26 protein-coding genes are annotated in these 25,095 nt (G+C 37.1%); 14 read left to right on the top strand and 12 right to left on the bottom strand.

What is annotated here, in order from left to right; all coding sequences use genetic code 11:
* The first annotated feature begins 4 nt into the window (after positions 1-4).
* Both OXPF_RS09435 and OXPF_RS09430 read left to right on the top strand, forming a co-directional pair.
* Positions 5-1,324: a B12-binding domain-containing radical SAM protein gene (locus OXPF_RS09435; RefSeq protein ID WP_054874978.1), complete on the top strand. Its 1,320-nt coding sequence runs from the start codon at positions 5-7 to the stop codon at positions 1,322-1,324.
* A gap of 15 nt (positions 1,325-1,339) precedes the next feature.
* Positions 1,340-2,710, top strand: coding sequence for a B12-binding domain-containing radical SAM protein (locus OXPF_RS09430; RefSeq protein WP_054874942.1), 1,371 nt, complete (start codon positions 1,340-1,342; stop codon positions 2,708-2,710).
* A gap of 32 nt (positions 2,711-2,742) precedes the next feature.
* Here the strand turns inward: OXPF_RS09430 and OXPF_RS09425 are convergent, their stop codons facing one another.
* Positions 2,743-4,464 carry a methyl-accepting chemotaxis protein gene (locus OXPF_RS09425; protein WP_054874941.1) on the bottom strand — a complete coding sequence of 574 codons (1,722 nt, stop codon included), beginning with the start codon at positions 4,462-4,464 and terminating at the stop codon, positions 2,743-2,745.
* 329 nt (positions 4,465-4,793) lie between these two features.
* Between OXPF_RS09425 and OXPF_RS09420 the strand changes: the two genes are divergently transcribed.
* Together OXPF_RS09420 and clpP are read left to right on the top strand one after the other, a co-directional pair.
* Complete coding sequence (locus OXPF_RS09420; protein WP_054874940.1) at positions 4,794-5,192, top strand: helix-turn-helix transcriptional regulator; 399 nt, start codon at positions 4,794-4,796, stop codon at positions 5,190-5,192.
* Positions 5,193-5,238: 46 nt separating this feature from the next.
* Positions 5,239-5,823 carry an ATP-dependent Clp endopeptidase proteolytic subunit ClpP gene (clpP, locus tag OXPF_RS09415; protein ID WP_054874939.1) on the top strand — a complete coding sequence of 195 codons (585 nt, stop codon included), beginning with the start codon at positions 5,239-5,241 and terminating at the stop codon, positions 5,821-5,823.
* A 30-nt stretch (positions 5,824-5,853) separates the two neighbouring features.
* Here the strand turns inward: clpP and OXPF_RS09410 are convergent, their stop codons facing one another.
* Positions 5,854-6,468, bottom strand: coding sequence for a hypothetical protein (locus OXPF_RS09410; RefSeq protein WP_054874938.1), 615 nt, complete (start codon positions 6,466-6,468; stop codon positions 5,854-5,856).
* 200 nt (positions 6,469-6,668) lie between these two features.
* Between OXPF_RS09410 and OXPF_RS09405 the strand changes: the two genes are divergently transcribed.
* The 3 genes from OXPF_RS09405 (at position 6,669) to OXPF_RS09395 (ending at position 8,788) form a co-directional block, all read left to right on the top strand.
* The gene (locus OXPF_RS09405; protein ID WP_054874937.1) at positions 6,669-7,169 is read left to right on the top strand and encodes an RNA polymerase sigma factor; all 501 of its coding nucleotides are present in this window, start codon (positions 6,669-6,671) and stop codon (positions 7,167-7,169) included.
* Between the two features lie 2 nt (positions 7,170-7,171).
* Complete coding sequence (gene rsiV / locus OXPF_RS09400) at positions 7,172-8,071, top strand: anti-sigma-V factor RsiV (RefSeq protein WP_054874936.1); 900 nt, start codon at positions 7,172-7,174, stop codon at positions 8,069-8,071.
* Between the two features lie 174 nt (positions 8,072-8,245).
* Complete coding sequence (locus OXPF_RS09395; protein WP_242854372.1) at positions 8,246-8,788, top strand: GNAT family N-acetyltransferase; 543 nt, start codon at positions 8,246-8,248, stop codon at positions 8,786-8,788.
* Between the two features lie 39 nt (positions 8,789-8,827).
* Here the strand turns inward: OXPF_RS09395 and OXPF_RS09390 are convergent, their stop codons facing one another.
* A complete protein-coding gene (locus tag OXPF_RS09390; RefSeq protein WP_054874935.1) occupies positions 8,828-9,379 on the bottom strand; it encodes a GNAT family N-acetyltransferase in 552 nt (183 codons plus the stop codon).
* Between the two features lie 492 nt (positions 9,380-9,871).
* Between OXPF_RS09390 and OXPF_RS09385 the strand changes: the two genes are divergently transcribed.
* The gene (locus tag OXPF_RS09385) at positions 9,872-10,933 is read left to right on the top strand and encodes a LysM peptidoglycan-binding domain-containing protein (RefSeq protein WP_201779696.1); all 1,062 of its coding nucleotides are present in this window, start codon (positions 9,872-9,874) and stop codon (positions 10,931-10,933) included.
* A gap of 200 nt (positions 10,934-11,133) precedes the next feature.
* The gene (locus OXPF_RS09380; protein WP_054874933.1) at positions 11,134-12,045 is read left to right on the top strand and encodes an AEC family transporter; all 912 of its coding nucleotides are present in this window, start codon (positions 11,134-11,136) and stop codon (positions 12,043-12,045) included.
* Between the two features lie 55 nt (positions 12,046-12,100).
* Here OXPF_RS09380 and OXPF_RS09375 read toward each other — a convergent pair whose 3' ends face one another.
* On the bottom strand, positions 12,101-13,024 hold the full coding sequence (locus tag OXPF_RS09375; protein ID WP_054874932.1) for an alpha/beta hydrolase: 924 nt from the start codon (positions 13,022-13,024) through the stop codon (positions 12,101-12,103).
* A gap of 171 nt (positions 13,025-13,195) precedes the next feature.
* Here OXPF_RS09375 and OXPF_RS09370 point away from each other — a divergent pair, with 171 nt between their 5' ends.
* Positions 13,196-13,663, top strand: a complete 468-nt coding sequence (locus OXPF_RS09370) for a hypothetical protein (RefSeq protein ID WP_054874931.1) — start codon at positions 13,196-13,198, stop codon at positions 13,661-13,663.
* A 112-nt stretch (positions 13,664-13,775) separates the two neighbouring features.
* Here OXPF_RS09370 and OXPF_RS09365 read toward each other — a convergent pair whose 3' ends face one another.
* Positions 13,776-14,228: a hypothetical protein gene (locus OXPF_RS09365; protein ID WP_054874930.1), complete on the bottom strand. Its 453-nt coding sequence runs from the start codon at positions 14,226-14,228 to the stop codon at positions 13,776-13,778.
* 164 nt (positions 14,229-14,392) lie between these two features.
* Positions 14,393-15,661, bottom strand: coding sequence for a hypothetical protein (locus OXPF_RS09360; RefSeq protein ID WP_054874929.1), 1,269 nt, complete (start codon positions 15,659-15,661; stop codon positions 14,393-14,395).
* A 272-nt stretch (positions 15,662-15,933) separates the two neighbouring features.
* Here OXPF_RS09360 and OXPF_RS09355 point away from each other — a divergent pair, with 272 nt between their 5' ends.
* Both OXPF_RS09355 and OXPF_RS22455 read left to right on the top strand, forming a co-directional pair.
* On the top strand, positions 15,934-17,037 hold the full coding sequence (locus OXPF_RS09355) for an NAD(P)-binding protein (RefSeq protein ID WP_054874928.1): 1,104 nt from the start codon (positions 15,934-15,936) through the stop codon (positions 17,035-17,037).
* Position 17,038: 1 nt separating this feature from the next.
* Entirely contained in the window at positions 17,039-17,215 is a 177-nt protein-coding gene (locus OXPF_RS22455) for a hypothetical protein (RefSeq protein WP_160317189.1), read from the top strand.
* Here OXPF_RS22455 and OXPF_RS09350 read toward each other — a convergent pair.
* From OXPF_RS09350 to OXPF_RS09330, 6 genes are read right to left on the bottom strand one after another with little or no spacing between them, the layout of a single operon-like run.
* On the bottom strand, positions 17,208-18,287 hold the full coding sequence (locus OXPF_RS09350) for an NAD(P)/FAD-dependent oxidoreductase (protein ID WP_054874927.1): 1,080 nt from the start codon (positions 18,285-18,287) through the stop codon (positions 17,208-17,210). The two genes, OXPF_RS22455 and OXPF_RS09350, sit on opposite strands and share 8 nt — an antisense overlap.
* Positions 18,288-18,326: 39 nt before the next feature.
* Positions 18,327-18,488, bottom strand: coding sequence for a hypothetical protein (locus OXPF_RS22450; protein ID WP_160317188.1), 162 nt, complete (start codon positions 18,486-18,488; stop codon positions 18,327-18,329).
* The gene (locus tag OXPF_RS09345; protein WP_054874926.1) at positions 18,485-19,579 is read right to left on the bottom strand and encodes a GerAB/ArcD/ProY family transporter; all 1,095 of its coding nucleotides are present in this window, start codon (positions 19,577-19,579) and stop codon (positions 18,485-18,487) included. The genes OXPF_RS22450 and OXPF_RS09345 overlap by 4 nt, the downstream gene beginning before the upstream one ends.
* Positions 19,580-20,848 (bottom strand): Ger(x)C family spore germination protein, encoded by a 1,269-nt coding sequence (locus OXPF_RS09340; protein ID WP_054874925.1) that lies wholly within the window; start codon positions 20,846-20,848, stop codon positions 19,580-19,582.
* On the bottom strand, positions 20,841-21,941 hold the full coding sequence (locus OXPF_RS09335) for a GerAB/ArcD/ProY family transporter (protein ID WP_054874924.1): 1,101 nt from the start codon (positions 21,939-21,941) through the stop codon (positions 20,841-20,843). Before OXPF_RS09335 ends, OXPF_RS09340 begins: the two co-directional genes overlap by 8 nt.
* A complete protein-coding gene (locus OXPF_RS09330; RefSeq protein ID WP_054874923.1) occupies positions 21,938-23,719 on the bottom strand; it encodes a spore germination protein in 1,782 nt (593 codons plus the stop codon). Before OXPF_RS09330 ends, OXPF_RS09335 begins: the two co-directional genes overlap by 4 nt.
* Before the next feature lie 148 nt (positions 23,720-23,867).
* On the opposite strand from OXPF_RS09330, the gene OXPF_RS09325 reads away from it, so the two are divergent.
* Together OXPF_RS09325 and OXPF_RS09320 are read left to right on the top strand one after the other, a co-directional pair.
* Positions 23,868-24,206 carry a cupin domain-containing protein gene (locus OXPF_RS09325; RefSeq protein ID WP_054874922.1) on the top strand — a complete coding sequence of 113 codons (339 nt, stop codon included), beginning with the start codon at positions 23,868-23,870 and terminating at the stop codon, positions 24,204-24,206.
* Complete coding sequence (locus OXPF_RS09320) at positions 24,203-24,976, top strand: epoxyqueuosine reductase (protein ID WP_242854371.1); 774 nt, start codon at positions 24,203-24,205, stop codon at positions 24,974-24,976. The genes OXPF_RS09325 and OXPF_RS09320 overlap by 4 nt, the downstream gene beginning before the upstream one ends.
* The last annotated feature ends 119 nt before the right edge of the window (positions 24,977-25,095 follow it).

Here is a 25,095-nt window from a genome sequence, read left to right as displayed (position 1 = left end):
AGCTATGAATAAAAAAATACTCTTTATACAGCCTACACCATATGACATGAATAAAAACCTTATAAAGAAGAAAAAGCTTTATTTTGTAGGCCTTGCCTTTCCTCTTCTTGCCGCATTGACTCCTCCCGATTGGGAAGTTGAAGTTTGCCTTGAAACAATTGAGGATGTTCCTTATAAAACGGATGCAGATGTAATTGCCATCGGTAGTATGGGACATGCCGTTATAAGGAGCATGGATATTGCAAAAAAATTTAAAAAAAGAGGCAAAACTGTGCTTTTGGGAGGTTATATGGTTAGCCTTATGCCTGAAGAAGCAAAAAAGTGCTGCGACAGCATCGTCATAGGAGATGCCGAAGGCGTATGGCATGAGGTTTTAAAAGACATTGAAGATAATAATCTCAAGCCCTTTTATCAAAAGGAATTGACAGAGTTAAATTGCCCTACCCCAAAATATGAATTGCTTTTAAATAAAAATATCGGTGACTTTCTGCCGGTACAGGCAGGAAGAGGCTGTCCCAATGTATGCAGCTTTTGCTCGGTCTACTGCCTTTATAAGACTAAATATTACAGAAGCCCAATAGAAAACGTAATAAGAGATATAAAAAGAGTAAAAGAGTTGGGTTTTAAAAAATTTCTCCTTCTGGACGATAATATACTTTCTGACAAAGACTATTTAAAAAAGCTGTGTACAGAAATCAAAAAGCTTGATATGTCCTGGCTGTCCCAATGTTCTGTTGAGATAGGCAGAGACGGTGAGATATTAGAGATTGTAAGAGACAGCGGCTGCATTGCCTTAAGCTTTGGAATAGAGAGCATATCTCAGGAGAGCTTAAACAGCATGAACAAGGCCTGGGCAAAGGTTGAAGAATACGGAAAGCTATTGGAGAATATCAGAAAGGCGGGGATTGATGTATCCACAGAGATGGTAGTGGGTGCAGAAGGGGATACCGTTGAATCCATAATGGCAACTGCCAAATTCATTGAAGATAATAAAATTGTTGTGCCCAGATTTTATATTTTGACCCCCATACCCGGCACGGAATTTTTCAGCAAGATGAAGGAACAAAATAGAATTATAAACCATGATATTTATTCATATAACGGCACGGAAGCAGTTCATCAACCAAGAAATATGTCTCCCGATGAGCTTACCCAAAGCTACTGGAAGCTCTATAACAAAGTATTTTCAATTAAAAGCATATTGAACAGGACGATTTTTCACGGCAATTTTTTTAAAAGGCCGTTGAATTTCCTTTTTTATCTGGGCGTTAATTTATTTTACAGGTCTCAGATAAAAAACAAAATTACTCCAAATATTATATAAAACAAGAGGTGCCCTATGAAAATACTGTTGGTACGCCCTCCCAGGGTTAAGCAGGCGGTAACCTTAGGTGAGTTCATGTTCTGTGAACCCATTGGCCTTGAAATGGTGTATGCGGTCTTAATGGACAGACATGAAATCAAGATACTGGATATGATGATAGAAAACACGCTTGAAAAGGAACTGGAAACCTTTAAACCCCATGTTGTGGGCATTACTTCTCTGTGCATTGATGTAAACATGGTTAAAAGCATTGCGTGTAAAGTAAAAGAAATAAATTCCGGCATCATAGTCATTGCAGGAGGTACTCAGGCATTTTTAAATCTCTCCTCTTTTTATGACATTAACATAGACCATGTATTTAAATACACCACAAGGGACAATTTAAATTTACTCTTTGATGCTTTAGAATCTAAAAAAGAACTGCATTTAATTGACGGAATCCACAGCAAAGTAAACCAATATAGATCCACCAATGTATTCGGAAGAAATGAATATATCATCCCAAACAGGCTATCAACGCAAAAATACAGGCAACATTACAGCTACCTTGGATACAAACCCTGCGCAATTATGCAGACTTCTTTAGGCTGCAGCAGCAACTGCGACTTTTGCCTAAGGTGGAGGATTGAGGGTGCAAAAGAAAATGATATAGACCTTGAATGCGTTATGAATCAGATAAAGGACATTCAGGAAGACAGCATAATGTTTTATGATAACAATTTTCTCAATAACCGGGACAGGCTGGAGAAATTCTGCGATTTAATTGAGCAAAACAATATAGTAAAGAATTTCATTTGCTACGGCAGCGTAAAAAGCATAATATCTCACCCAGAAACCATAAAGAGGTTGGGAAAATGCGGCCTTAAAGCAGTATTGGTGGGATATGAAACCTTCAGTGAAAAGGAGCTTGCAGATTATAAAAAGAAATCCACAGTGGAAGACAACTATAAAGCCAGCAAAATCTTAAAGGAAGCAAAAATTGACTGCTGGGCATCCTTTATGCTCCACCCTGATTGGGATACAAAAGACTTTAAGAATTTCAGGAGCTTTGTAAAAAAACTAAAGCCTGAAATAACCACCTTTTGTCCCTTGACTCCTTTTCCCAATCTTCCCATGTACCAAAAATACAAAGACCGCCTTCTTTTAAGGATTGAGGATTATGAAATGTGGAGCTTTAGCAAGGTTTCCATAAAGCCTTCCAAAATTTCATTAAGCAGGTATTATTTCGAGATTCTTAAGTTTATTCTATTCGTAAACCTCCGTTTAAACAGCGCCTCATACATGATAAATCGCTTTGGATTTATGACTCTTATAAGAATCACAAAGGGTTCCATAAAAATACTCCCTTTATATATAAAGCTGATGCTGGAAGTAAGAAAAAGTTAAGTTTAAAGCCGGGAAAGCCTCCCGGCTTATTTCTAAAGCTGAAACTTACTTGTCTCAACGGACAACTCCTGTGCCATTGTTTTTAAGTCTTCTGCAAATTGGGATATCATTTCAATTGATGCCAATTGCTGTTCACTGGAAGCTGAAATCTCCTGGGCACTGGCTGCAGATTGCTGTGAAACAGCAGCCATGTCCTGGGTTTGAACTGCTATTTCATTTGAAACTTTATTTACATTTTCAAGCATATAGGCGGATTCTCTGGTGCGTTTTACTATGTCTTCAACTGCCATCCTGATTTTTTCAAAAGCATCCTTGGTTTCGTAAATGGCCTTGGTTTGTGCATCCACTATGGTTCTTACCTGTGCCATCTTATCCACGGTATATTTGCTTTTGTTTGTGGTGGCATTTATTATTTCAATTATCTCTTTAGCTGCATCAGAAGAGCTCTCGGCAAGCTTTCTTATTTCATCGGAAACCACGGCGAATCCTCTTCCTGCTTCTCCCGCCCTTGCCGCCTCAATGGCTGCATTCAATGCAAGAAGGTTTGTTTGCTCGGCTATAGATGTTATGACATCCACAATGCTTACAACTTTTGAAATCATTTCACCCAGCTCTCCGACGGATGTCCCTACTTCTTTTGATATTGCTTGATTTTCATTGCTTTTTTCTATTGTATGTGCCACGGCTTTCTGCCCCAGCTGGATTATTTCAAGGGATTTATCCGCGCTTTGCGTATTTTCGGCTGTTGCAGAGTTTACCTCGTCTATGGTTTTTACCACCTGAAGTATGGTGTCGCTGGTCTTATTGACCATTTCGGCCTGCTTGCTGTTTCCTTCGGCAATTTCATTAATAGTGACAACTACCTGCCCAATAGATTTAGTATTCTCATCAGCTGCAACGGCCAATTCCTTAGAACGGTCTGTTAGATTCCCTGAAACAGTTATCAAGCGCTTTGCCATTTTTCTTAAGGATTTACCCATCTCGTACATATTTTGAGACATCGCACCCGTCTCGTCCTTACTGTTCATTATTATTTTGGAGCTGGGGTCATAGGTAAGATTAAAATCCGACAACCTTTTTATTATAGTATTTATACCGTGGATAGGCTTGGTAATGGATTGAGCAATAAAATAACCGAATACCAGAGCAAGCAATACTACAGATGCTATTATGATGAGAATAAGCATACCTACTTTACTGTCTTCATCCGTATTCTTATACTTGCTCATAAATATACCGGAGTTATAATTTGAAAGCTCAAGAATGGCATCGTTAAATTCATCCAGCGCACCTTTCCCTGTGGATTTAAACAATGAATAAGCTTCATCTATGTTTCCGCCTTTAATAAGTGTGATACATCGGTCAATAACATTGACCCATGCGTTCAAACTATTTTTAAGAAGCTCCAAATTCGCAGCTTCATTTTCATCAATGGTGCTTCTTTCATAGGCTGCAAGGCTTTCGTTAATCAAGTTTTTCCGATTTTCTATATCGTTAGTGATAGCATTTTGTTCTGATAAACTATCATTCATTATAAGCTCAATTAAATCGGCTTCCATAGCACTTGATTGTTTACTGATTTCGTTGATAAATTGGATTGGAAGAAGATATTCATTGTATATTTCTGCCGTATTTTGTCTGTCCATATTTGTGTAATAGTATCCTACAGCTCCTACCGCTGTAATTCCAATGGCCATAAAGATGGTTAGAATAGTTAGTTTTGTTCTGATTTTTAGATTTGACAATATGCTCATGGATAAATTACCTCCTCATATGTAGCGTCTATTCGACGTAAATCATCGTGTTTCCTCTTTTTTTTAAATATTTCTTCATAGTTTCTTTTTATTTAAATCTATATTTATATAACCATTAAAATATTGATTTTATTAATTATTTAATAATTTTTTGACTTAAATTATATTGATATATATACTTAAATTATACTGAATGCCAAATACCTCTAAGTTGAGCAAAGAATGTCAGGTTTTTTGATTATTAATTGTATATAATATCTATAAATATGAATAATGAAAGGCGACACTTCTCCTTCGGTGAAATGTCTCCAACTAAAGGAGGGTATATCATGGAGTATGCAACCAAAATTCAAAAATCAATTAATTTTATAGAAAATAACCTATGTGAGAAATTGAAACTGAGTGATATAGCCAAACAGTCCTACTTTTCGGAATTCTATTTCCACAAGCTCTTCCGAAATGTTACCGGAGCTCCTGTTATGGAATATATAAGGCAAAGAAGGCTTAATGAGGCATCAAATGATTTGTTAAGAACAGATGAAAAGATTACTGATATAGCTTTCAAATACCAGTTTAGCTCCGAAGAGTCATTCTCAAGAGCTTTTAAGAGGGTTTTCGGTTTGAGTCCCAGAAAATATAGAAACATGATAAATGAAAATGTTCATGTTCTCCAAAAGCACTCTGTTAAAAATACACCTGTTGAAACCATAGTTTCAATGGCTGCATAAAAATATACTGTTACAATTCAAATTAATGATACAAGGAGTTGATTATATGTCATTAGTACCAATAGTAGTTGAACAAACCAATCGTGGAGAACGTTCCTACGATATATATTCCCGTCTTTTAAATGACAGGATAATAATATTAAGTGATACGGTAAACGACGTAACCGCAAGCTTAGTAGTTGCCCAATTGTTATACCTGGAAGCAACCGACCCTGATAAAGACATTCATTTTTATATTAACAGTCCGGGGGGTTCCATTTCATCAGGTTTTGCCATCTATGATACAATGCAGTATATCAAATGCGATGTTTCTACCATTTGCATAGGCCTGGCAGCAAGCATGGGTTCCTTCTTGCTGGCAGCAGGCACAAAGGGAAAACGCTTTGCTCTTCCCAACAGCGAGATACTTATACATCAGCCGCTTATTGGAGGATTGCAGGGTCAGGCTACGGATATCAAGATACACGCTGAGCATCTTTTAAGGACAAAAGATAAGTTAAATAAAATATACAGCGAAAGAACAGGTCAGCCTTTGGATAAAATCCAAGCCGATGTTGAGAGGGATTTCTATATGACTGCCGACGAAGCAAAAGCATATGGGATAATTGACGATGTAATATTAAAAAGATAAACTAAAGGGGGGTATAAAACCTCCCTGCTTTTATTTTAACTCAATCTCCGGATCATCCTCATAAGCAGAACCCATCAAGCATAACTGATTTAATACTACTGCAAATAAGAAATATAACATTTTTAAAACTTCTACTTCCTTAATAACTCCTGTAACCTGAAAGCACAGTTCATCCACTCCCTCGGGAAACTGGGAACCGAACCAGCCTTCATCATCCTTAACCTCTAAATGTATTCCTGGCTGATACTCTATTAATTCGCGAATCTTTTGATTTGCAAACAATTCCTTTAATTTTTCTGTGTCCGTTCCCTGTATAATAAAATCCCTGTCAAAGCCTTCATAACCAACCTCTACATCCTGCATGCCGAAAAGCTTGCCTAAATCGCTGAAAATTCCCTTGCGATATATTTTGAATCTGAAGCCGTCTTTATTTACATAAGGAGCTCTCATCCTGGTATAAGTAACGGAGGATTTTCCCGTAGAAACTGTATAGGTATCTAATATAATGGTCCAATCTCCAACCTTGGCAACTACCTTATCACCTTTCCAAAACCCGCCATTTACATAATCCGCTCCAATTTCTTCACTTAACTTTGTCCAAATTTCTTCTCTGCTTGGCCCGAATACATCTCTTAATATACCCATAAATGCATCGCCTCCTTAAACATTATTATAGACCCATGTGCGGCAGTTAACAACTTTAACTGAAGATAGGATGTCATTCCTATTGTATATTTCCTGTTAAAAATTTATAATGTGCTGGATAACTAAAACTTTTTGCAGGGCACAGCCGTCTAACAAATGTTGAACAACAAGATACGTATCTTAAAGGAGCGGCCGGTGAAATGAATTTAATCAGTTTAAAAAACCAATTGGCAGAGCATGTCATTGAATACAGGGAAAAATATTATAGGCTGGCATACAGCCATGTAAAAAATATTGATGATGCAATGGATATAGTACAGGAATCCATATATAAAGCAATTTCGACAATAAATACCTTAAAAGAACCCTCTTACATAAGAACCTGGTTCTACAGAATTGTAGTGAACACTTCGCTGGACTTTTTAAGAAAACAAAAAAGGCTGAAAGTTGTGGGTGAAGATGTAATTACGTACCTTGACAGCGGTATAACCGATACTTATGAGAACATTGACCTTAGTATAGCCATTGACACTCTGCCGGATATCTGCCGTAGCATCATAATATTAAGATATTTTGAGGACCTTAAATTATCCGAAATTGCTGAAATTTTAAATGAGAATATCAATACGGTAAAAACTCATCTGTATAAATCCTTAGAAAAACTGCGTCTGGAAATGATTGACCTAGACGAGGAGGTATAACAATGAATAATAAAGACATGAACAAGCTTAAAAATGATTATCTGAATGTACCCATCCCCGGGAACCTTGATTTTGTTGTTAAAAAAGCTTTTGAGGATAATGGAGTTGCTAAAAAAGTCAAAAGAGGTAATTATGTTTTAAAAGTATCCTCCCTTAGTGCAGCTGTTGTCCTCTTAGTAGTTACAATAGGGGTAAACAGCAGTTCTGCAATGGCTTCTGCTTTATCAAAAATACCGGTAGTAGGCGGCATTATAAAAGTGCTTACAATCAGGGAATACAAAATAGAGGATAAAAACTTCCATGCAGATATAAAGGTTCCTTCCATAGAAGGTTTGGAAAATGAAGAGCTTCAAAGCAGTTTAAATGAAAAATACCTTGCTGAAAATAAAAAGCTTTATGAACAGTTCATGCAGGATATTGAAGAGCTGAAGAAAAACGGTGAGGGAAAAATGGGCATTGACACCGGTTATAAAGTCATGACCGATAACGACGTCCTATTTTCAGTGCAGCGCTATGTTGTAACCATTGCCGCTTCTGCTGCCGAAAAGCTTAAATATGACACAATAGATAAAAAGGACCAGGTTTTAATCACACTGCCCAGCCTGTTTAAGGATGAAAGCTATATAGATATCATAAGCCAAAATATAATAGATCAGATGAAAGAAAGCATGGAAAAGGATGAAGGTGTTATATATTGGTTTGAAGGCGGCATTGATGATGAATATATTGAACCTTTCAGAAAAATATCAAATGAGCAAAATTTCTATATAAATGGAGATTATAAGCTGGTAATTTCATTTGATGAATATGAAGTTGCCCCCGGCTACATGGGCACACCGGAATTCATCATCCCGACAGAAGCTATAGCTGATATTCTGGTTGGCAATGAGTATATCAAATAAATTTTTTATAGTATATTTGGTAATCAAAAAGGCACTCCGTGAAGAATGCATTTTTCATGGAGTGTTTTTCTTGATTACATTACATTAATATATATTATAATATAATTATTCGAAATCAACCTATAGATAGACTATACATGTTAAATGAGTATGGCTTAGAAGGAAGGTAATAAATTGGATAAAAGTGCTGTTGAAATAAAGATGTTGAGAATAGCTGATTTACATCCGGATACTTTGAGAAAGTTCAACCGTTATCAGATTACAAACCGGGTAAAATATATGGAAAGCGGCCATTATGACTATAAGGATGATCATTTTATTGAGCACTGGGATGATAATAAAAAGCATCAGGTTATAGAATCTCTTCAAAGATGTATCCAGACAGGCGGTATTGCTGCAGGCGCCTTTATATGCTGCGAGCTAATTGGCTTTGCAAATATAGAAAAAAACTTTTTCGGAAAGAACAAAGAATATCTTGAACTTCCATATATCCATGTATCCTATGAATACCGCAGCCATGGCATCGGCAAAAGATTATTCGCCCTGTGCTGTGATCAAGCAAAAAAATTAGGGGCCAGAAAAATATACATATCATCCCATCCGTCTGAAGAAACCCAAAGTTTTTATAAATCAGTTGGGTGTGTACTGGCATCCGAAGTGAATATGGAAATACTTAACAGAGAGCCTCTGGACATACAGCTGGAATTTGTATTATAAACCTGACCTCATTATCCTTGCATATGCATCTAAATTTTATTACAAGTAGTTATTTGTCAATGAATAAATTGATCTCTCCAAAACCTTCCCGTCAGAAGGATCAGTCTCATAAAAACTTTCTCCCTTTAGAAAATTATTTCTTTCCAGGAGTTTTACCGACTTTGAATTGCCTGGGTCAGGTACAGCTTCTATTATACTAAGTCTCATATCTTTAAAGCCGTATTTAATTACGGCTTTAATTGCTTCCTGCATTATCCCTTTTCCCTGCCAATCTACCATCAATTCATAACCAACTTCAGCCTTGGACTCATTCCTGGAGATATTCCAAAAACAGATTGAACCAATTAATTTATTTTCATTTTTAAAAGTGATTCCCCATGTTATGGACTCATTCTTACCTATATCATCGTTAAGCACCAGAAGCTTTCTGCGGGACTCCTCATAGGTCTTAGGCTTTGCATTGTAATATTTCAATAATCTCTCATCAGATTTAAGTATAAAAAATTCGTCCATGTCTTCAATTACAATCTGTCTTAAATTTAAACGTTCAGTTATCAGCACCGGAAAAGGTGTAAAATTTATATCGCTCATTTTTCTATGGCCCTCCAAAATTTCATTAGATGCATTAAGCTTACCTTATAGCAGTATAGCAGTAAAATTGTTTGTTTACATCCTTAATCATCAGTTTTTTTATATATCACAATAACCTATGTTTTAAAAAACATGCAAATACCCAATAAAAGTGTTGCAAAGTTGATTTTTATGTTTTGTTCCCTTTCCTTCACCTAACATTTTAATCGTGAATACAGTTCAAAATAGGCTTAAAATATTGCATAATTATTAGTTAAAGATTAGAAGCATTAAAATTGACTATGCAAAAATAAAATTCTTTTATTCATATTCTTGATATTTTTACAAACGGTATATTATAATCTCTATATGCTTTGGTGAAAAATAGCATCTGAATGATCCTTCTATTTTAAAGTCATAAAATCTATTTATTGGCTAAGTAAGGAGGGTAAAATTCGTTATAAGGAGGGAGTATTTGAGCACCAATGCAAAAAAACAATGGAGGTTAGTATCTTGAAAATTACCAAAACAATTTCTTTAACTCTATTAGTCGTACTATTTATCTTCACAGCAATCCCATCTACAGTTCTGGGGGCCGTCCCTGCTGACAAATATACCTATTCTTTGTCCGGTAAAATAGACGCAGAAACCAAAACCCTTCAGTTCGAACCCAGCCCAGCCGAGGAATACGAGGTTGTGTATGTCGAAGCTAATGCTGAAGTAAAGTTCACACCCAAGGAAACCATGTCAGCTAGTATACGTGCCTATGACCCCGATGGCTTCTATTCGGGTAGCCTCATGTGGACCATAGACGGTCAGGAAGTGGCCGCAACTGAAATTGAAGCCAATAAAACTGCATCTGCAATCCTGACAGAATACTTTTGGGGTATGGAACCTTACTACGTATTCAGTTTTGGTGATGCTGATAATACTACAAAAATCGTATATAAGGTCACCGATGGCGTAGCTCCGACTCAGGAACCTACTCCTGCTCCAACTCCAGAGACAACCCCTGTTCCCACTCCAGAGACAACCCCTGTTCCCACTCCGGAACCTACCCCTGCTCCGGCTCCAGAGCTAACTCCTGTTCCGACTCCGGAACCTACCCCTGCTCCGGCTCCAGAGACAACTCCTGTTCCCACTCCGGAACCTACTCCTGCTCCGGCTCCAGAGACAACTCCTGTTCCCACTCCGGAACCTGCAGCAGAATCTCAAGGAAATATCATATATACAGTACAAGCGGGAGATACTTTGGGAACTATTGCTTTAAACCATTATGGAAGCTACGGGTATCATACAAAAATATATAATGCCAATGCAGAACTTCTTAAGAAAAATAACAATCATCTAATTGCCGGTATGAACCTCGTTTTACCCGGAGATGGAATGCTGCCAGCTCTTAAAAGTGAAAATGGAACAGTTTACACTGTCCAAGCGGGGGATACACTTGGCAAGATTGCGGCGGAGTATTATGGAGATTCAAGCAAATACATTAATATTTATGAGGCTAACAAGGATAGAATTAAAAATCCGAACCTGATCTTCGAAGGGCAAAAAATTGTCATAACGAAATAGGCCGACCTGGCTTTTAAAAGCATTCATTAAGTTCTATACAAAGATCGGTTAGTTTTTTTCACACCTGAGCACGATAATAATGTCGTACTCAGGTGTTCATTTGAAATCGCCCTCTCCTCCTTACTTCCATAGCATAAAAAATCTAAATTTGTTATAATTAATTCATATTTTTATTTTTATTATTACCGGGGGATTAATATATGTATAATCAAATGGCAGTTATAAACCAAGTCATCATACTCTCGATTGTTATGGTTATAGGTATTATAGCCAGAAAAAAAGGATTTATGAAAGACCAGGTGAGAAACGGGATAACAGACCTTCTTTTATATGTTACTCTGCCCCTAATGATAGTTTCATCATTTGATTTTGATTTCTCAAAGGACATGCTGTTAAATGCAGGAGCTATCGCTTTTTATTCTTTTATAGTACATGGCGGACTGTTTTTCTTAAGCAAGTTTCTATATTATAAATTTCCTAAGGATGTGCAAAGTGTATTAAGATATGTTACCGTATTTTCCAATGCTGCCTTCATGGGCTTTCCTATCCTTGAAGGATTGTACGGAAAGATAGGTATCTTTTATGCGTCAATTTATAATATCCCTTTCCGTATCTTCATGTGGACCCTTGGAATTGCATTGTTTTCCGATAGCAAAGAAGGCAAATCCATTAAAGGCCTTTTGTTAAATCCCGGTATCGTAGCCGTTTATATAGGAATGGTGCTGTTTTTCTTCTCTATTAAGCTTCCGAGCGTTATAACAGAGCCTATAAGCATGGTAGGCTCGATGACAACTCCTTTATCCATGATGATTGTTGGTTCCATTCTGGCTGACATTAAAATCAAAGACATTTTTACAGATTTAAGAGTATTTTACGGCACCTTTGTAAGACTCATACTATTGCCCGTAATAGCTCTTTTAGCCCTTAAGGCCATAGGTACAACAGATATGGTATTGGACATTATAGTTATACAGGTTGCCATGCCTGCCGGTATTACAACAGCCATCCTTGCGGAAAAATATAAAGCAAATGCAGCTTTCGCATCAAAATTAGTCTTTATGACTACCTTGTTTTCCATTGTGACGATACCGTTGTTTATAATTTTCCTATAAATGAATGGGGACACAACTAAAGTTATCCTCAGGATATTCAAAATCGAATATCCTTTTAATGCGCTTCAAGCCATGCAAGTACATCATTCATAACTTCATCTTTATTTATTTCATTCAGCATTTCGTGCCTTCCGCCTTTGTAAAACTTATAGGTAACATCACAAATGCCCAGTTTTTGGTATTCCCTTATAAGCCACAAAACTGACTTACAGTTTTTCCCTACAGGGTCCAGCTCTCCGGAGAATAAATATATGGGAAGATCCCTTCTTATATTTTTTATGTTCTCTTTTTTATGTGCAGCCTTTGTACCTCTGAAGAAATCATAATAAAAGCCTGAAGACATTATGTATCCGCAGTATGGATCATTGACGTATTTATCTACTTCTTCTGTATCCCTGCTAAGCCAGTCGCTTTTTGTGCGGTTGGGGCTGAAGGCATTATTATAGCTTTCGGTTGTCATTTTGTTTATCCTGATGCTCTGATGTCTTTCTCCTTTGCTAGCCATTTCCATCCTGGCAATTTTAATTCCTATATCAATCATAATTCCCTGATTGCCAAAGGTCCCGGATAATATAACTCCGTTTATATCCTGGCCGTTTGATATAATATAGCGCTGTGCTAAAATAGAACCCATGCTGTGCCCGAAGAGATAGATGGGAATATCATTGCTTTCTCTCCTTATTATCTCTGTAAGCTTAATCATATCCTTAAGCATAAAATTAAAGGAATCCTTGCCTGCGAAGCCTAAGTTTTCCTTCTGGCCTGCAGTTTTTCCATGCCCTCTATGGTCATTGGCATAGACAATATATCCTTTATTGTTCAAAAAGCTGGCAAACCTGTCATATCTTGCAGCTGTCTCTGCCATGCCGTGGGAAATTTGGACAGCTCCCTTTATCTTTACATTTTCTTTGGGAATCCACTTATATGTATGTATACTAACCTCTTCATGGCTGATAAAAGTAAATTCTTTTCTTTTCATAAGCCCCCCACTGAAAATTGACATTTTTTCTTCAATCTTTATAAATATTATAGCATGAATCATGTTGTAGAAATTGCATTTTGAATATGTTTAGATTTTCATAATTAATACATACTATAAATAACCTGCCGTATCTTTATTCGCTCAATTTTTACAAGTGGGGGGACATGTATGAGTATTATTTTCTTTTATATATCAATACTAATCATATGGATTTTATTCTTTGCAATTACCCGTAATAAACACCTAGATAAAAATATTTTAATCATCGGTATAGCTTCTGCCGTTTACTCCCTTATATTTGAAATGACGATAGGTGGGCATTATGGGCTTTATCATTATATAAATCCTGAAAATTCAATGATTTATTTGATTTTAGCATCTATTCTCATATATCCCTTGCTGAATATGTTTTATATAATTTATCTGCCCGGTGATAAAAATGCATTATTAAAATATACAATTGTCTGGATTATCGCCATGCTGATTTTTGAATTAGCAAGCTTGTATACCAAAACCATTGTACTGACAGGATGGCAGGTAATGCCCTGGTCCATTTTAACCTATGTTTTTACCTACTTTTGGATTAACATACTATATAAATACTTAATTAAAAGGCCCTCGTCTATGCGGGCATGAATTATTAATTATGAGCCATACTTATTTAAAACCATAAACCACAATAGTACGAAGCTGCCAATAATAGATGTAAATAAAATATATAGAAATAAGCTCATTTTTTTCTCCTTATTTATATTCCTCCATCGGAATTTCTGTTAAGCACAACTATATCAAACCAGCTTATAACCACCATTGCAGCAGTATTTACAATAATACTGTCATAAAAATGCCAGTTCATATATTCAAGTGAACCCCTGATAAGCAACAAATATTCCTGAGCTGAATAAAGAATTGTAAGAACAATTATATTTACCATTCTGAACCTTCGCTTCATTGGATGAAATTTGCATATAAGCATACCTATTACAAACACAGGACCAAGTACGAAAAATACAGACGTCCCATATAATTTCAATGAGCAATTGTGTATTTTATAAAGCTGATGAGTCATTGCATTCGTATCAACCAGCATTTGTAAAACTACAGCCAAAATCCCAGACCATATTGTAAGTTTAAGATTCTCCCATCCTTTTAATATAAAGAATAATATCCAGCTTGTAGTAAAAAGTATTACCCAGTCCAATTTAAATACCTCCAATTTAATATCCAGGTCTCGATATATAAAATTACTTTATCTAGCTCATACCTTAGACATAGATATTTTCCCGAATTTGTGTAAACATTATTCTTTAAAGATGTGCCACTCAAACCCACAATTTCTTGTATAACACCTGATATACCGATTCGTCACCCATTATCACCCAAACTCAGCTTACTGACTCCGAGTGCATAATTTGCCCAAAGCGTATCTTGAACCATTTCTGATTTATCTTCATTACATTCAATAATAAGAACGACTTCCGGTACCTTTTTATAGCTCTGTTTTCTAGAATACTTCTTTGTAACTATCAATTTAATAATGAATCCTAGGGCAAATCCGGCTACCAGTCCAATTAATCCCCACAATATGGGTCCCCACTTTAGAATGAAACCATAAATAGTGCCGATAATCATAAATACGGTTCCTAATACTGCAGCAAGATCTATTAAACTCAATCCATCAGAGCTATGCATTGTATCAAAAAGCTTTCTCTCCTCTCCCCTTTTATCCATAGAGACTGCAAGGATATCTTCCTTTGCAATACCTTTCATTTGGATTGCAGTGATTGCTTTCTCCAAATAAATTGAATGTTCAAACGTAGAAATAATATGCATTCTATCACCTCTTCCAGCACTTCTCTTGGACGGTATATTAAAATTCTTGTTTTGATAATCCCTTTTAAAAAATTTTGTCTGCTCCCAATCAAAAAGCTTATTATTCTCAACAGTGTTTGCATAAGCATCGTACACTGCAAATAAATATACTGAAGAAAAATTCAAAAGCCAGTGAGGGTCAACTACCTCTTTAACCTGTTTAAAATCCCCTATAAAAGTGTAGTGAATAGCAGGAAGTAATCTAGATAAGTATACAATAGCTATCCACCATACAAGAACAAAAGCTGCAGTAACAATCCGGTGAATATAGAGCTGGCCTGCACCAGGCACCAGTAGCGACCATACCGCCGACACCCAGGGCGTTCTTTTATCCAGATAATTAATCTCCATTGCACTGATGTTAAATGGTTTAATTTCAGCATCTTCCCTTGCTGCCAACATGTAGTTATTATTGATATCAACTGTTGTCCTATAACTATCCCAGATAGCAAAAACATATAATGAGCAGTAAAGCATCGTCCATCTAATATCAAGTACTTCTTTTGCCATCTCATATCTTCCTGTAAAAGAATAGAGGATGGCCAGATTAATATGCGCTTCTGTATTTATTACTACTTCCCAAATAAATAATAAAAATCCTCTTAAATATTTAGAAAGCAACAGGTGACCCATCCCGGGAAATGCAGCAGACCACCATGCAATGACAAGGGGATTTCTCAAATGCAATTGAGTTGTACCCAATATACTTGTATAGGCTATTTGCCGGCGGGTTGATGAATTATTTGACTCATTTCTATTCATTGCAGCAGCTCCTCGTTGCGACTTTCCAATATTTCCTCCAGGAGTGATTATATAATTCCAGTATAATTATCAGCATATTTTATGATTTTAAAACCTATTTATCATCACAGTCAGATTAACCCAGTTTAAGATCACCTTCTATTGAAGCTTCTGAAACTGCAGAACTTATTAAAAAGCAATACGGCCTCCTTACTTATTTGAGTATAATTTAACCTGTGCCGTAAAGACTAACACATATAAAATAAATAATATAAAAGGGAGAGTGATTGACTTTGAAAGTAGCTATAATCGGAGCCGGGACTTCGGGTCTGTCATGCGCAATCGAACTTGAAAAGCAAGGTATTTCTCCAGTTATTTTTGAATGTAATGACTTTATAGGTGAGTATCACTCCCACGTATCTGCTTTTTTAGGCCTTATCACCCGCCCGGTAGCAGACCCCATTGTATATATAAACCGGGATTTAGGCATAAAATTAAAACCTTTAAACCGCTTTCGCAAGGTTATACATTACTCCCCCAATAATCAGACTGTAGTTTCCGGTCCTTTAGGTTATTTTATGATACGAGGAAGAGAAGAAATATCCGTAAAAAACCAGCTTTACGCCCAAATTAAATCCCACGTCCATTTTGGAAGCTTTGTACAGCCGGAGGACCTGGAAAATGAATTTGATCATATAGTTGTGGCTGATGGGCAGTGGACAATACCTGCACGTTATGGAATATGGCAGGAAATGATGAGAACCTGGCTTAAAGGCGGTATATTTGAAGGTGATTTTGAAGACGATACGTTACATATGTGGTTGGATAAAGAGCTTACCAATGGTGCATACATATACCTGGCACCTTACAGCAAAAACAAAGCTGTTATAGCCCAGATTGTGCAAAATATAGAACATGCGGAACTGAATGATTACTGGTACAGATTCTTAAGTTCCCGGGATATCCTTAAAAAATATAATTTGCTTGAAACCTGGGAGCTTCCCCACCATGCAGGCTCTGTAACCACCAATAAGCTTAATAAAATGTATTTCATCGGTGCTTCCGGCGGCGGCGCCGAACCATTTTTAGGCTTTGGGCAGTTCAATGCCATAGTGGCGGGTGTGATGGCTGCAAAAAGCATCGCAACAGGGGCCGATATGAATTTTCTTATGAAAGATTTAACTAAAAAAGGTCAGCAGATGGCAGACTTCAGGTCTTTGATGAATTCTGCCACCAATAAGGATTTTGACCATTTGCTGACTTTTATGAAAACACCCGGTTTAAGAAGTCTTATATACAAGACAGACATTAATATTCTTGATATTCTCGCAAAGGGTTTGTCATTTATGCCCTCAAGAAACAAAGGGGATATACTGCAAAGCAGGGGAGGAAAATAATTTGACAGGATTTAAAATCTCATGCGGCAATTGCGGTTCAGATAAAATTGTTGAAAAAAGTGCCCATAACCTGCTGGGACAATCAGGTGAAAGGAGCATTTACGGTGAAGGGATCCAAAGAAAATGCCTGAATTGCGGAAATGAAGATTTCTCTTTATTAAAGACCCGGCTCACTTAAGCCGACCTTTCACTTTATCCCTCATCCTCAGCACTGTAGCTCCATATTTTATAACATTAATCGGCGTATCATATATTATAGGTTTTACTCCTGGAAAACCTATAAGTTTAACCAGTAAATCATAGTTATTGTGACCGGCTCTGTTAAAAGCCTTTCTGAATTCATAAAGCCTTAAATTAAGGGTATAAATATCCTTAATGAGTTCTTCATAATCTGTACCATCAACAATAGCCTTGGCTGCCATGGCCCCCATATAAACAGACTTTAAGGCTCCAAAGCCTAAAAACGGGTCAATAGCACCGCCTGTGTTTCCGGCAAGAAAAATATTATTTACCCTGTGGGGATAAACATCTCCGCTGGTATGCTTTACCTTGAAGGTCTCTATAATTTTATATCTAAGCCCTTCCTGGCTTAAAAACAAATCCCAGTAATAATCAAGCTGATTTTTATCAACATCGGGTACATATAATTCCAAAGAGGCCCTTTTTTCATTATAGGGGGTAAGATATGCATATCCGTTTTTACAATAGGTATGATTTATCCACATAACCAATTCGTTAGGATTGAAGCTGCCTTCTATTACAGCTCCCTTCACAAATCCTTTTATCCAGTCTTTAAAGCAGCTCAATTCCTCGGCTATATCCGGCTTACCGTCGGCAGCCACCACAAAATCATATTCATTTATCAGATTCTTATAATTTACTTCTATATTAAACGTAATAGGTGTCCTTTTAAGCTGGGAATACAGCTGACCTTTAAGTGAATTTTCTTCCTTGCCTCGTACCAAAAAATAGCCAAAATTACCTTTGATTGTTGTACTTTCGTTAGGCGAGTAATGTGTCAATAAATTTACGGCATTTAAAGGTTTTATGTCTATGCCGCATTTTTCTTTGACGTACTTTATCATATCCTTGACCGGCCTGTTTATTATATTTAAATCCGCACCAACATGGGGCTCTCTGTCACCTATAAAACCGTTTTTTTCAAATACATCAGGTATTATACCATTCCTCTCTAGCACAATTGCACAGGATAGACCTGCTATTCCGGCACCTATAATCGCGACTTTCATTTAAATTACTTTTCCCTCCCTTTCCCTTAGCTTTTTAACTTATCTCGTAATGATTACATATAAGGGCAGTATAAACATTATTACCGTCAGCAGAACACAGCCAAAGGCTGCGAACTTATTCTTTTTGTCCCAGTTGTATTTCGCATAGCTTAAGGGATTAATAGATATTATCAGCAAAATAGGTATAACTATGTATATCATTTATACGCTCCTTTCTTTTTTCTGAATATAGCTGCCATTAAAGCAATAAAAGGCATTATATAAAACACCGGTATGGCATAAATCCTTAATATTTCAATATATTTTGTAATAACGCTGTTAAAATCCTTGGGTATCATGGCAGTTGTAAAAAGAAGTACCGCCGAAGGTATTATAACCGGCTTTGTTTCCTGCATCCTGAAGGTTTTGCAATAGCAGCTTACAATGCAATAAAACAATACTGCAATGGTTATAAAGGTAGTTATGTTCCATAAAAAGATAAATAAAGGGTCCAGCCTTTGTACAAAGCTTCCGTATTTTATGAGCCTTGTAATCTCGTATACAGGTGCAGCAATCTCCTGGACTATGCTGTATGGAAAAGTAAATGAAACACATAATACGGCAGATGATACAAAGAACCCTGAAAGTATTAAGGATATAAATCCAGCTTTTTTTATATGTTCAGCGCCCTGCAGGGCATTGGCAAAAACTGAAATCACGATAATTTCACTATAAGCTGAGCTCCTTCCCAGGCTGCTTATCACCGTATTTTTTAAACCATATCCAAAAACTGGAGATATATAAGCTATATTCCAATTTTGTATTGATAATATCAGTAAAAGCATATATCCTAACAAGACAGCATAAGCAGAAAGTTTGGCGAACCTTGCTATACTTTCTAAACCAAGAAATGCTGAAATTGCCGCGGCAGAAACCAGGGCGGTTATCAGAAACTTAGGATCAATTGACTGAAATATATATGTGTTCAATACATCTATAAATTCTCTTAGCAATATGCTGCACCCCACAAGGAAGGACGCAGCGTATGTAAAAGAAAAAACAAATCCCACAACAGGACCTAGGGTAATATAAAAGATCTCTATTATACTTTTGCCCGGGAAGCGCTTAAGCAACATATATATGAAAGCAAAAGCAATTATGGTGACAGCAGCGGATATCAATGCCGCGTACCATCCGGCAGTGCCCACAATTTTAACCAGGGCAGAAGGAGAAGTAAAGAAAATTTTATTGCTTATGGTTATGGTCGTAAGGCATATGGCTTCTGCAAGCCCAATTTTCCCTTCCTTAATCAATTATTTTTCACCGCCATTCGACGTCTTTACCGGATTGGTCTTGGTCATTGTACCTGTTCTTCTTATTATGAAATTAACACCTGTTGTAACTTTACATTCCTTAAAACGGCTTATCCAGTTATATTTTTCCCATTCCTGAATGGTAAGGAACTGAGTTACCGCCTTTTCTCCAAAACCAAATACGTCACAATTTAAAGCCTTGCATTTGTCAATTGTCTTATCCAAATCTTTTTTTATAAGTTCTTCCAGAGTTTGCTCCAGCAGAGGATTTAACTCCTCACTTTCATATTCTTTTTCGCTCTGAACATTCAGCAAATCTCCTTCAAGGTATACTTTTACATCTATAACAGGTTTATCTCCGTCAAAATAAATATTTACAGCAGGCCCTTTATGGGGGTGAGTTTCAACGCTTATTCTCCTGTCGGGTTCAAGGGGGTCGGGTATTGTTATTGACCCTCTTGAAAAATCACCTCTCATCATAAGCATAGCTCTCGTTTCATCTCCGTTTAATTCTCCTATCATCTTATCTCCATTAAAGAGAGCACTTCCTAAAAATTCAAATTTGTTTCCTCCCGAACGAGGTGTTTGTCCGGGCTGATAATCTCCCTCCGATTTATTGTTTTCCTTATTCAATTCTGCTTCATTAAAATGAGAAAAATCATTTATGGCTGCCAATGCGGCGTCAGATTGCCTGTAGGAGGACTTCATATTATTTACAAACTCATTGTATGTAACTGAATCGAACAATCCCGTTTCATGCTCCTGATCTATCATCTTTTCCATCAATTTTGAAAGTCCCATGCCTGTTACAGGGGTAAGTATTTTAACAAATTCTCTGGCACTTCCTTTGACAACTATAATATTCATAGAACGCCTTATTTGGCGGCTCCTTATCATGCCATTTATAAAGCTTTCCACTCCGTGTCTTGCCAATTCTTCCGATACCATAATGTATTTGGCATGGGTATAGCTTACTGTTTTTGCCAGGGAGGAATTGACCATGTTGGTTGCGGCATAAAGAGTTGGGGCATCTACGGAGATAACAGTAAAAGCATCCTGAGCCTGCGCCTGAAAACCTCCCTGGCTACTCTGCCCTGTTTCTCCTCCTAATATCGGCAGTTGAAAAGTATAACGGTATTTATCAGCAACTCCTTTATCAATGCCTATGGAGTATACATAAGCCCACTCATCAATTTCCTTGGCATCGGAGCAGGATACAAGAGTAAACATATTGATGAGGCATAAAAAGGCCAATATAAGCTTACGCATTTGATACATCTCCCTTCTTTTTACGGATTTTTGCAGCTGCCAGCGCAATTATAGGCAGGCCAAAGAAGACAAGTGATCCATATATTCTGGAAGACTGGACATATTTTGTAACAACGCTCATAAAACTTTCGGGAATAAATGCATATGAAAAAAGAATTACGGCCATGGGTACAATAACCGGCCTTGCATCCTGCAGTCTGAAAGCCTTGCAACATACGCTTACAGAGGAATTAAACAGTATGCAAATCGTTATAACCGTTGTTATATTCCACAAAAACAGAAAAAAAGGATCCAACCTTTGTACAAAGCTCCCGTATTTTATCAATCTGGTCAGTTCATATACCGGCGCCGTTATTTCCTGAGCAATCTGATACGGAAAGGCCATGGATATGCTCAAAAGTCCCAGGGATATTATGAAACCCGACAGTATGAGAGAAATAAATCCTACTTTTTTTATATCGCTTATTTTCTGTATGGACCCTGCATATACGGCAAGAATAATTACTTCAGCATAGACGGAGCTTCTTTCTATCCCAATACTTACTGTTTTACTCAAGCCATAACCCAGCACCGGAAAGATATAGTGGTACTTGAAGTTCTGGGATGTTAAAATCAAAAGTGTAAGAAAGCCGATAATTGAAGTATATGCCGACAGTTTTGAAAACCTAGCAATGCTTTCTAATCCTAAGGAAGCTGCAATTGCAGCTGATATAACTGCCGGTATCATCAATAAACTAATGGGAGTCTCGGGATATACGTATATCTTTATTACTTCTGCAAATTCTCTTAAAAATACGCTGGTGTTTATAAGAAAAGCTATTCCCATGGTTAAAGAGCATATAAAGCCAATGATTCGTCCAAATGAAATATCAAAAATTTCTACTATGCCTTTACCCGGGAAACGCTTTAGCAATAGATAAGTAAAAGCAAAAGCTGCCATAGCCGTAATATTTGATATCAATGTCATATACCAGCCGGCAGTCCCTACGAATCTCGTTAAAAAGCCGGGACTGGTAAAAAATAATTTGCTGCTTATGGCTGCCGTAACAAGGGATATCATCTCCTGAGCACCCAGTTTACCTTCCTTTATCATGAATTGTCCCCGCCTTCTTGGCTCCCATCGTCTTCTTTGCTCCAATTCGTTACATTTCTGCCCTGTCTTCTCCTGTTAGGTACATTTAAATAGTCAGGCCGATTTCTTTGCATCCATATAGGATATTTAATGATAATATCCGGATTTGTTCTTGTCTTTGGTGCAACAGGTGAAAAGAAGGGCACTCCGAAAGACTTCATACTGCAGGTCATGATACCTAAAAGAAAAATCAGCAAAGATATACCGTAAAATCCCAGAGCCGCTGCGAAAAAAATGAAAAAAAACTTTTCAATCCTGATTGCCATAGCCATGGTATAGTTTGGTATGGCAAAGCTGCCAAGGCCTGTTACGGATACGATAATTATAAGAATCGGACTTACCAATCCCGCTGCCACCGCTGCCTGACCAAGTATCAATGCACCTACTATTCCAAGGGTCTGGCCAATGGCGCTGGGAACCCTTATTCCTCCTTCACGTATAAGCTCAAAGGATACTTCCATTATCAATACTTCCAATATAGTGGGAAAAGGCACTGTTTCCTTTGCCTTTGATATGGATGACAAAAGTTCTGTCGGTATCATTTCAGGATGATAAAGGGCAACTGCAACATATAATCCCGGCAGCAGAGTTGCACAAAACAATCCAAACATCCTTATAAGTCTTAAAAAAGTACCCAAAGGCCAGCGGACAAATGAATCTTCAGAAGTATGAAATAATCTGAAAAAGGTTACCGGCACTGCCAGTGCAAAAGGAGTCCCTTCAGTTATTATTACAACCTGTCCTTCCATGATGAAAGATGCTGTTCTATCCGGCCTTTCAGTGGATAAGATCTGGGGAAAGAGCATAAATGGATTATCTTCTATAAATTGCTCCACCATGCCGTCGCCTAATATAAAGTCTGTATCTATTTTTTTAAGCCTCTTTCTTACCTCCTCAATTACTTTGGGATTTGCTATACCCTCCAGGTACATTACTGCACAGCTGGAGTGATTGGTCTTCCCAAGAGGTATTACCTCTGTCATCAAGTTTTCATTTTTTATAATCCTTCTGACTAATGTAACATTGGTCTGAAAATCTTCGGTAAAGCCCTCCTGTGAACCTTTTACAACTGTCTCTGTCATAGGTTTGTCTACGCTTCTTTTTTCATATCCTCTGGTATCAATAAGTATGCACTCTGAACTTCCTTCAACAAAAAGTGCGCTTAAGCCGCTCAATACGTTTTTAATAATTGTTCTATACTCGCTTGTTTTATTTACGCTATATACGGCGATGACGTTTTCCATGAGGTAATCTGCAGTACATTCCTCGTTTCTTCCGTCAAAAGCCTCCTTAGACATGAGCTGGGGAAATATGGACAAATTCAAGGTATTCTTATCTACCATTCCGGCAATATACAATATGGCCGCCTTAACTTTCCTTCCTATATTAAACTCCCGGATTACAATTCCCTGATTTTTATATGTGCTGAATTTTTGCCTCATGACTTCAATGTTGATCTGAAGGCTTTGTGACACCGCCTCGTTATTCTCCTTTGACTGACTGGATTGCTGAGGCTTTCTTTTTTCATTTATCTTTCTGGTTTTTAAAGGCGCTATACCTGAGGCAGTCCTTTGCTTCTCCAAATTTTCTTTTTGACTGTCACTTCTATTATCAGAAGTATTATCATCTTGCCTTTCAATGCCTTCAGTTTTGTCTTCTAATAGCTCAAAGCCCATCTCTTCTTTCTTGGGTTCTTTATATAAAAACAAATCTATGACTGAATTGAAAAATTTTTTCATATAAACATCCTCTACAAAAATCCATGATATTTATTATTTGTTACAATCATCCATGATATTCAATTTAAAAAATAATCCCTTCAATATATAGACTATTTCTGTCAAAATATTTACAATGTTAATTAAACATAATTTTTCGGAGGTACATATGAGTAAAGAAAATTATAAAACAGGAAAGCATTCATCTGAAGGTTATATAAAAATGGTTGATGGAGTGGAACGGAAGACCTTAGTTTATGGAAACAGCTCTTTAATGACGGAGTTTCGCCTTGAGAAGGGCAAAAATCTGCCTATGCACAAACATGAAAACGAGCAGACAGGTTATCTGGTATCTGGTTACATAATACTTACTATTGACGGTGAGAAACACCCTATGCACCCAGGGGACAGCTGGGCCATTGAAGGCAACATCGAGCATGGGGCGGAAATTGTTGAAGATTCCATAGCTATAGAAGTATTTACACCCATAAGGAATGATTATATATGATTATAAAAAAGAGAATCAAAAATTTGATAAGCCAATTTGTTAAAGAATATCCCGATAAAAACAACACGGAAACTATGTGGCAAGAACCCTTAACCGCTTTTGCAGATGCAAAAGATGAGTTGTTTTATGAATTAAAGCAGTATGTAAGTCCTACCCATGCTTTGCCTGTGGACTTGCTTCCTGGAGCCGAGACAGTGGTGACTTATTTTATACCTTTTGATAAGACAATAGCGAAGAGCAACATAGAAGGGCCGGAGGCCTCGAGAGCATGGGCAAAAGCTTATATTGAAACCAATAAGCTAATACTGGATTTGAATACACATATGCATAATGAAATACAAGCTTTAGGATATAACTCAAATATCATGCCTGCCACCCACAATTTCGATGTAGTAAAGCTTATAAGCGATTGGTCTCACCGACATGCAGCCTATGTTGCAGGCCTTGGTAAGTTTGGTTTAAACAATATGCTTATAACGGAAAAAGGCTGCTGCGGAAGATTCGGAAGCTTTGTAACAGATGCACAAATTGAAGCCGATGAAAGAAAGATAAGTGAAAATTGTTTGTACAAGCATAAAGGTATATGCAAAAAATGCGTGGACAGATGCGTTAACGATGCCTTGAAAGTCGGCTCCTTTGACAGGCATAAATGCTACGGAATGTGCCTTTTTAATGATAAACTCCATTCAGACCTAAGCATCTCCGATGTCTGCGGCAAATGCCTTGTAAATGTTCCCTGCTCTTTTGTAAATCCAGTAAAAAAGGCTTGAGTATTTGAATTGTTCAAGCCTTTTTCCCTTTAGGTTATTCCATTTACACAGAAGCTATTACACTCTCCATAATATAATAACAATGCTTGAAATTACTAATGTCGCAGTTATCCATTTTG

This window comes from Oxobacter pfennigii, from assembly GCF_001317355.1.
Taxonomy (GTDB): Bacteria; Bacillota; Clostridia; order Clostridiales; family Oxobacteraceae; genus Oxobacter; species Oxobacter pfennigii.
Note: the sequence above shows the minus strand (reverse complement) of the source record. Positions and strands in the feature narration are given on the sequence as shown.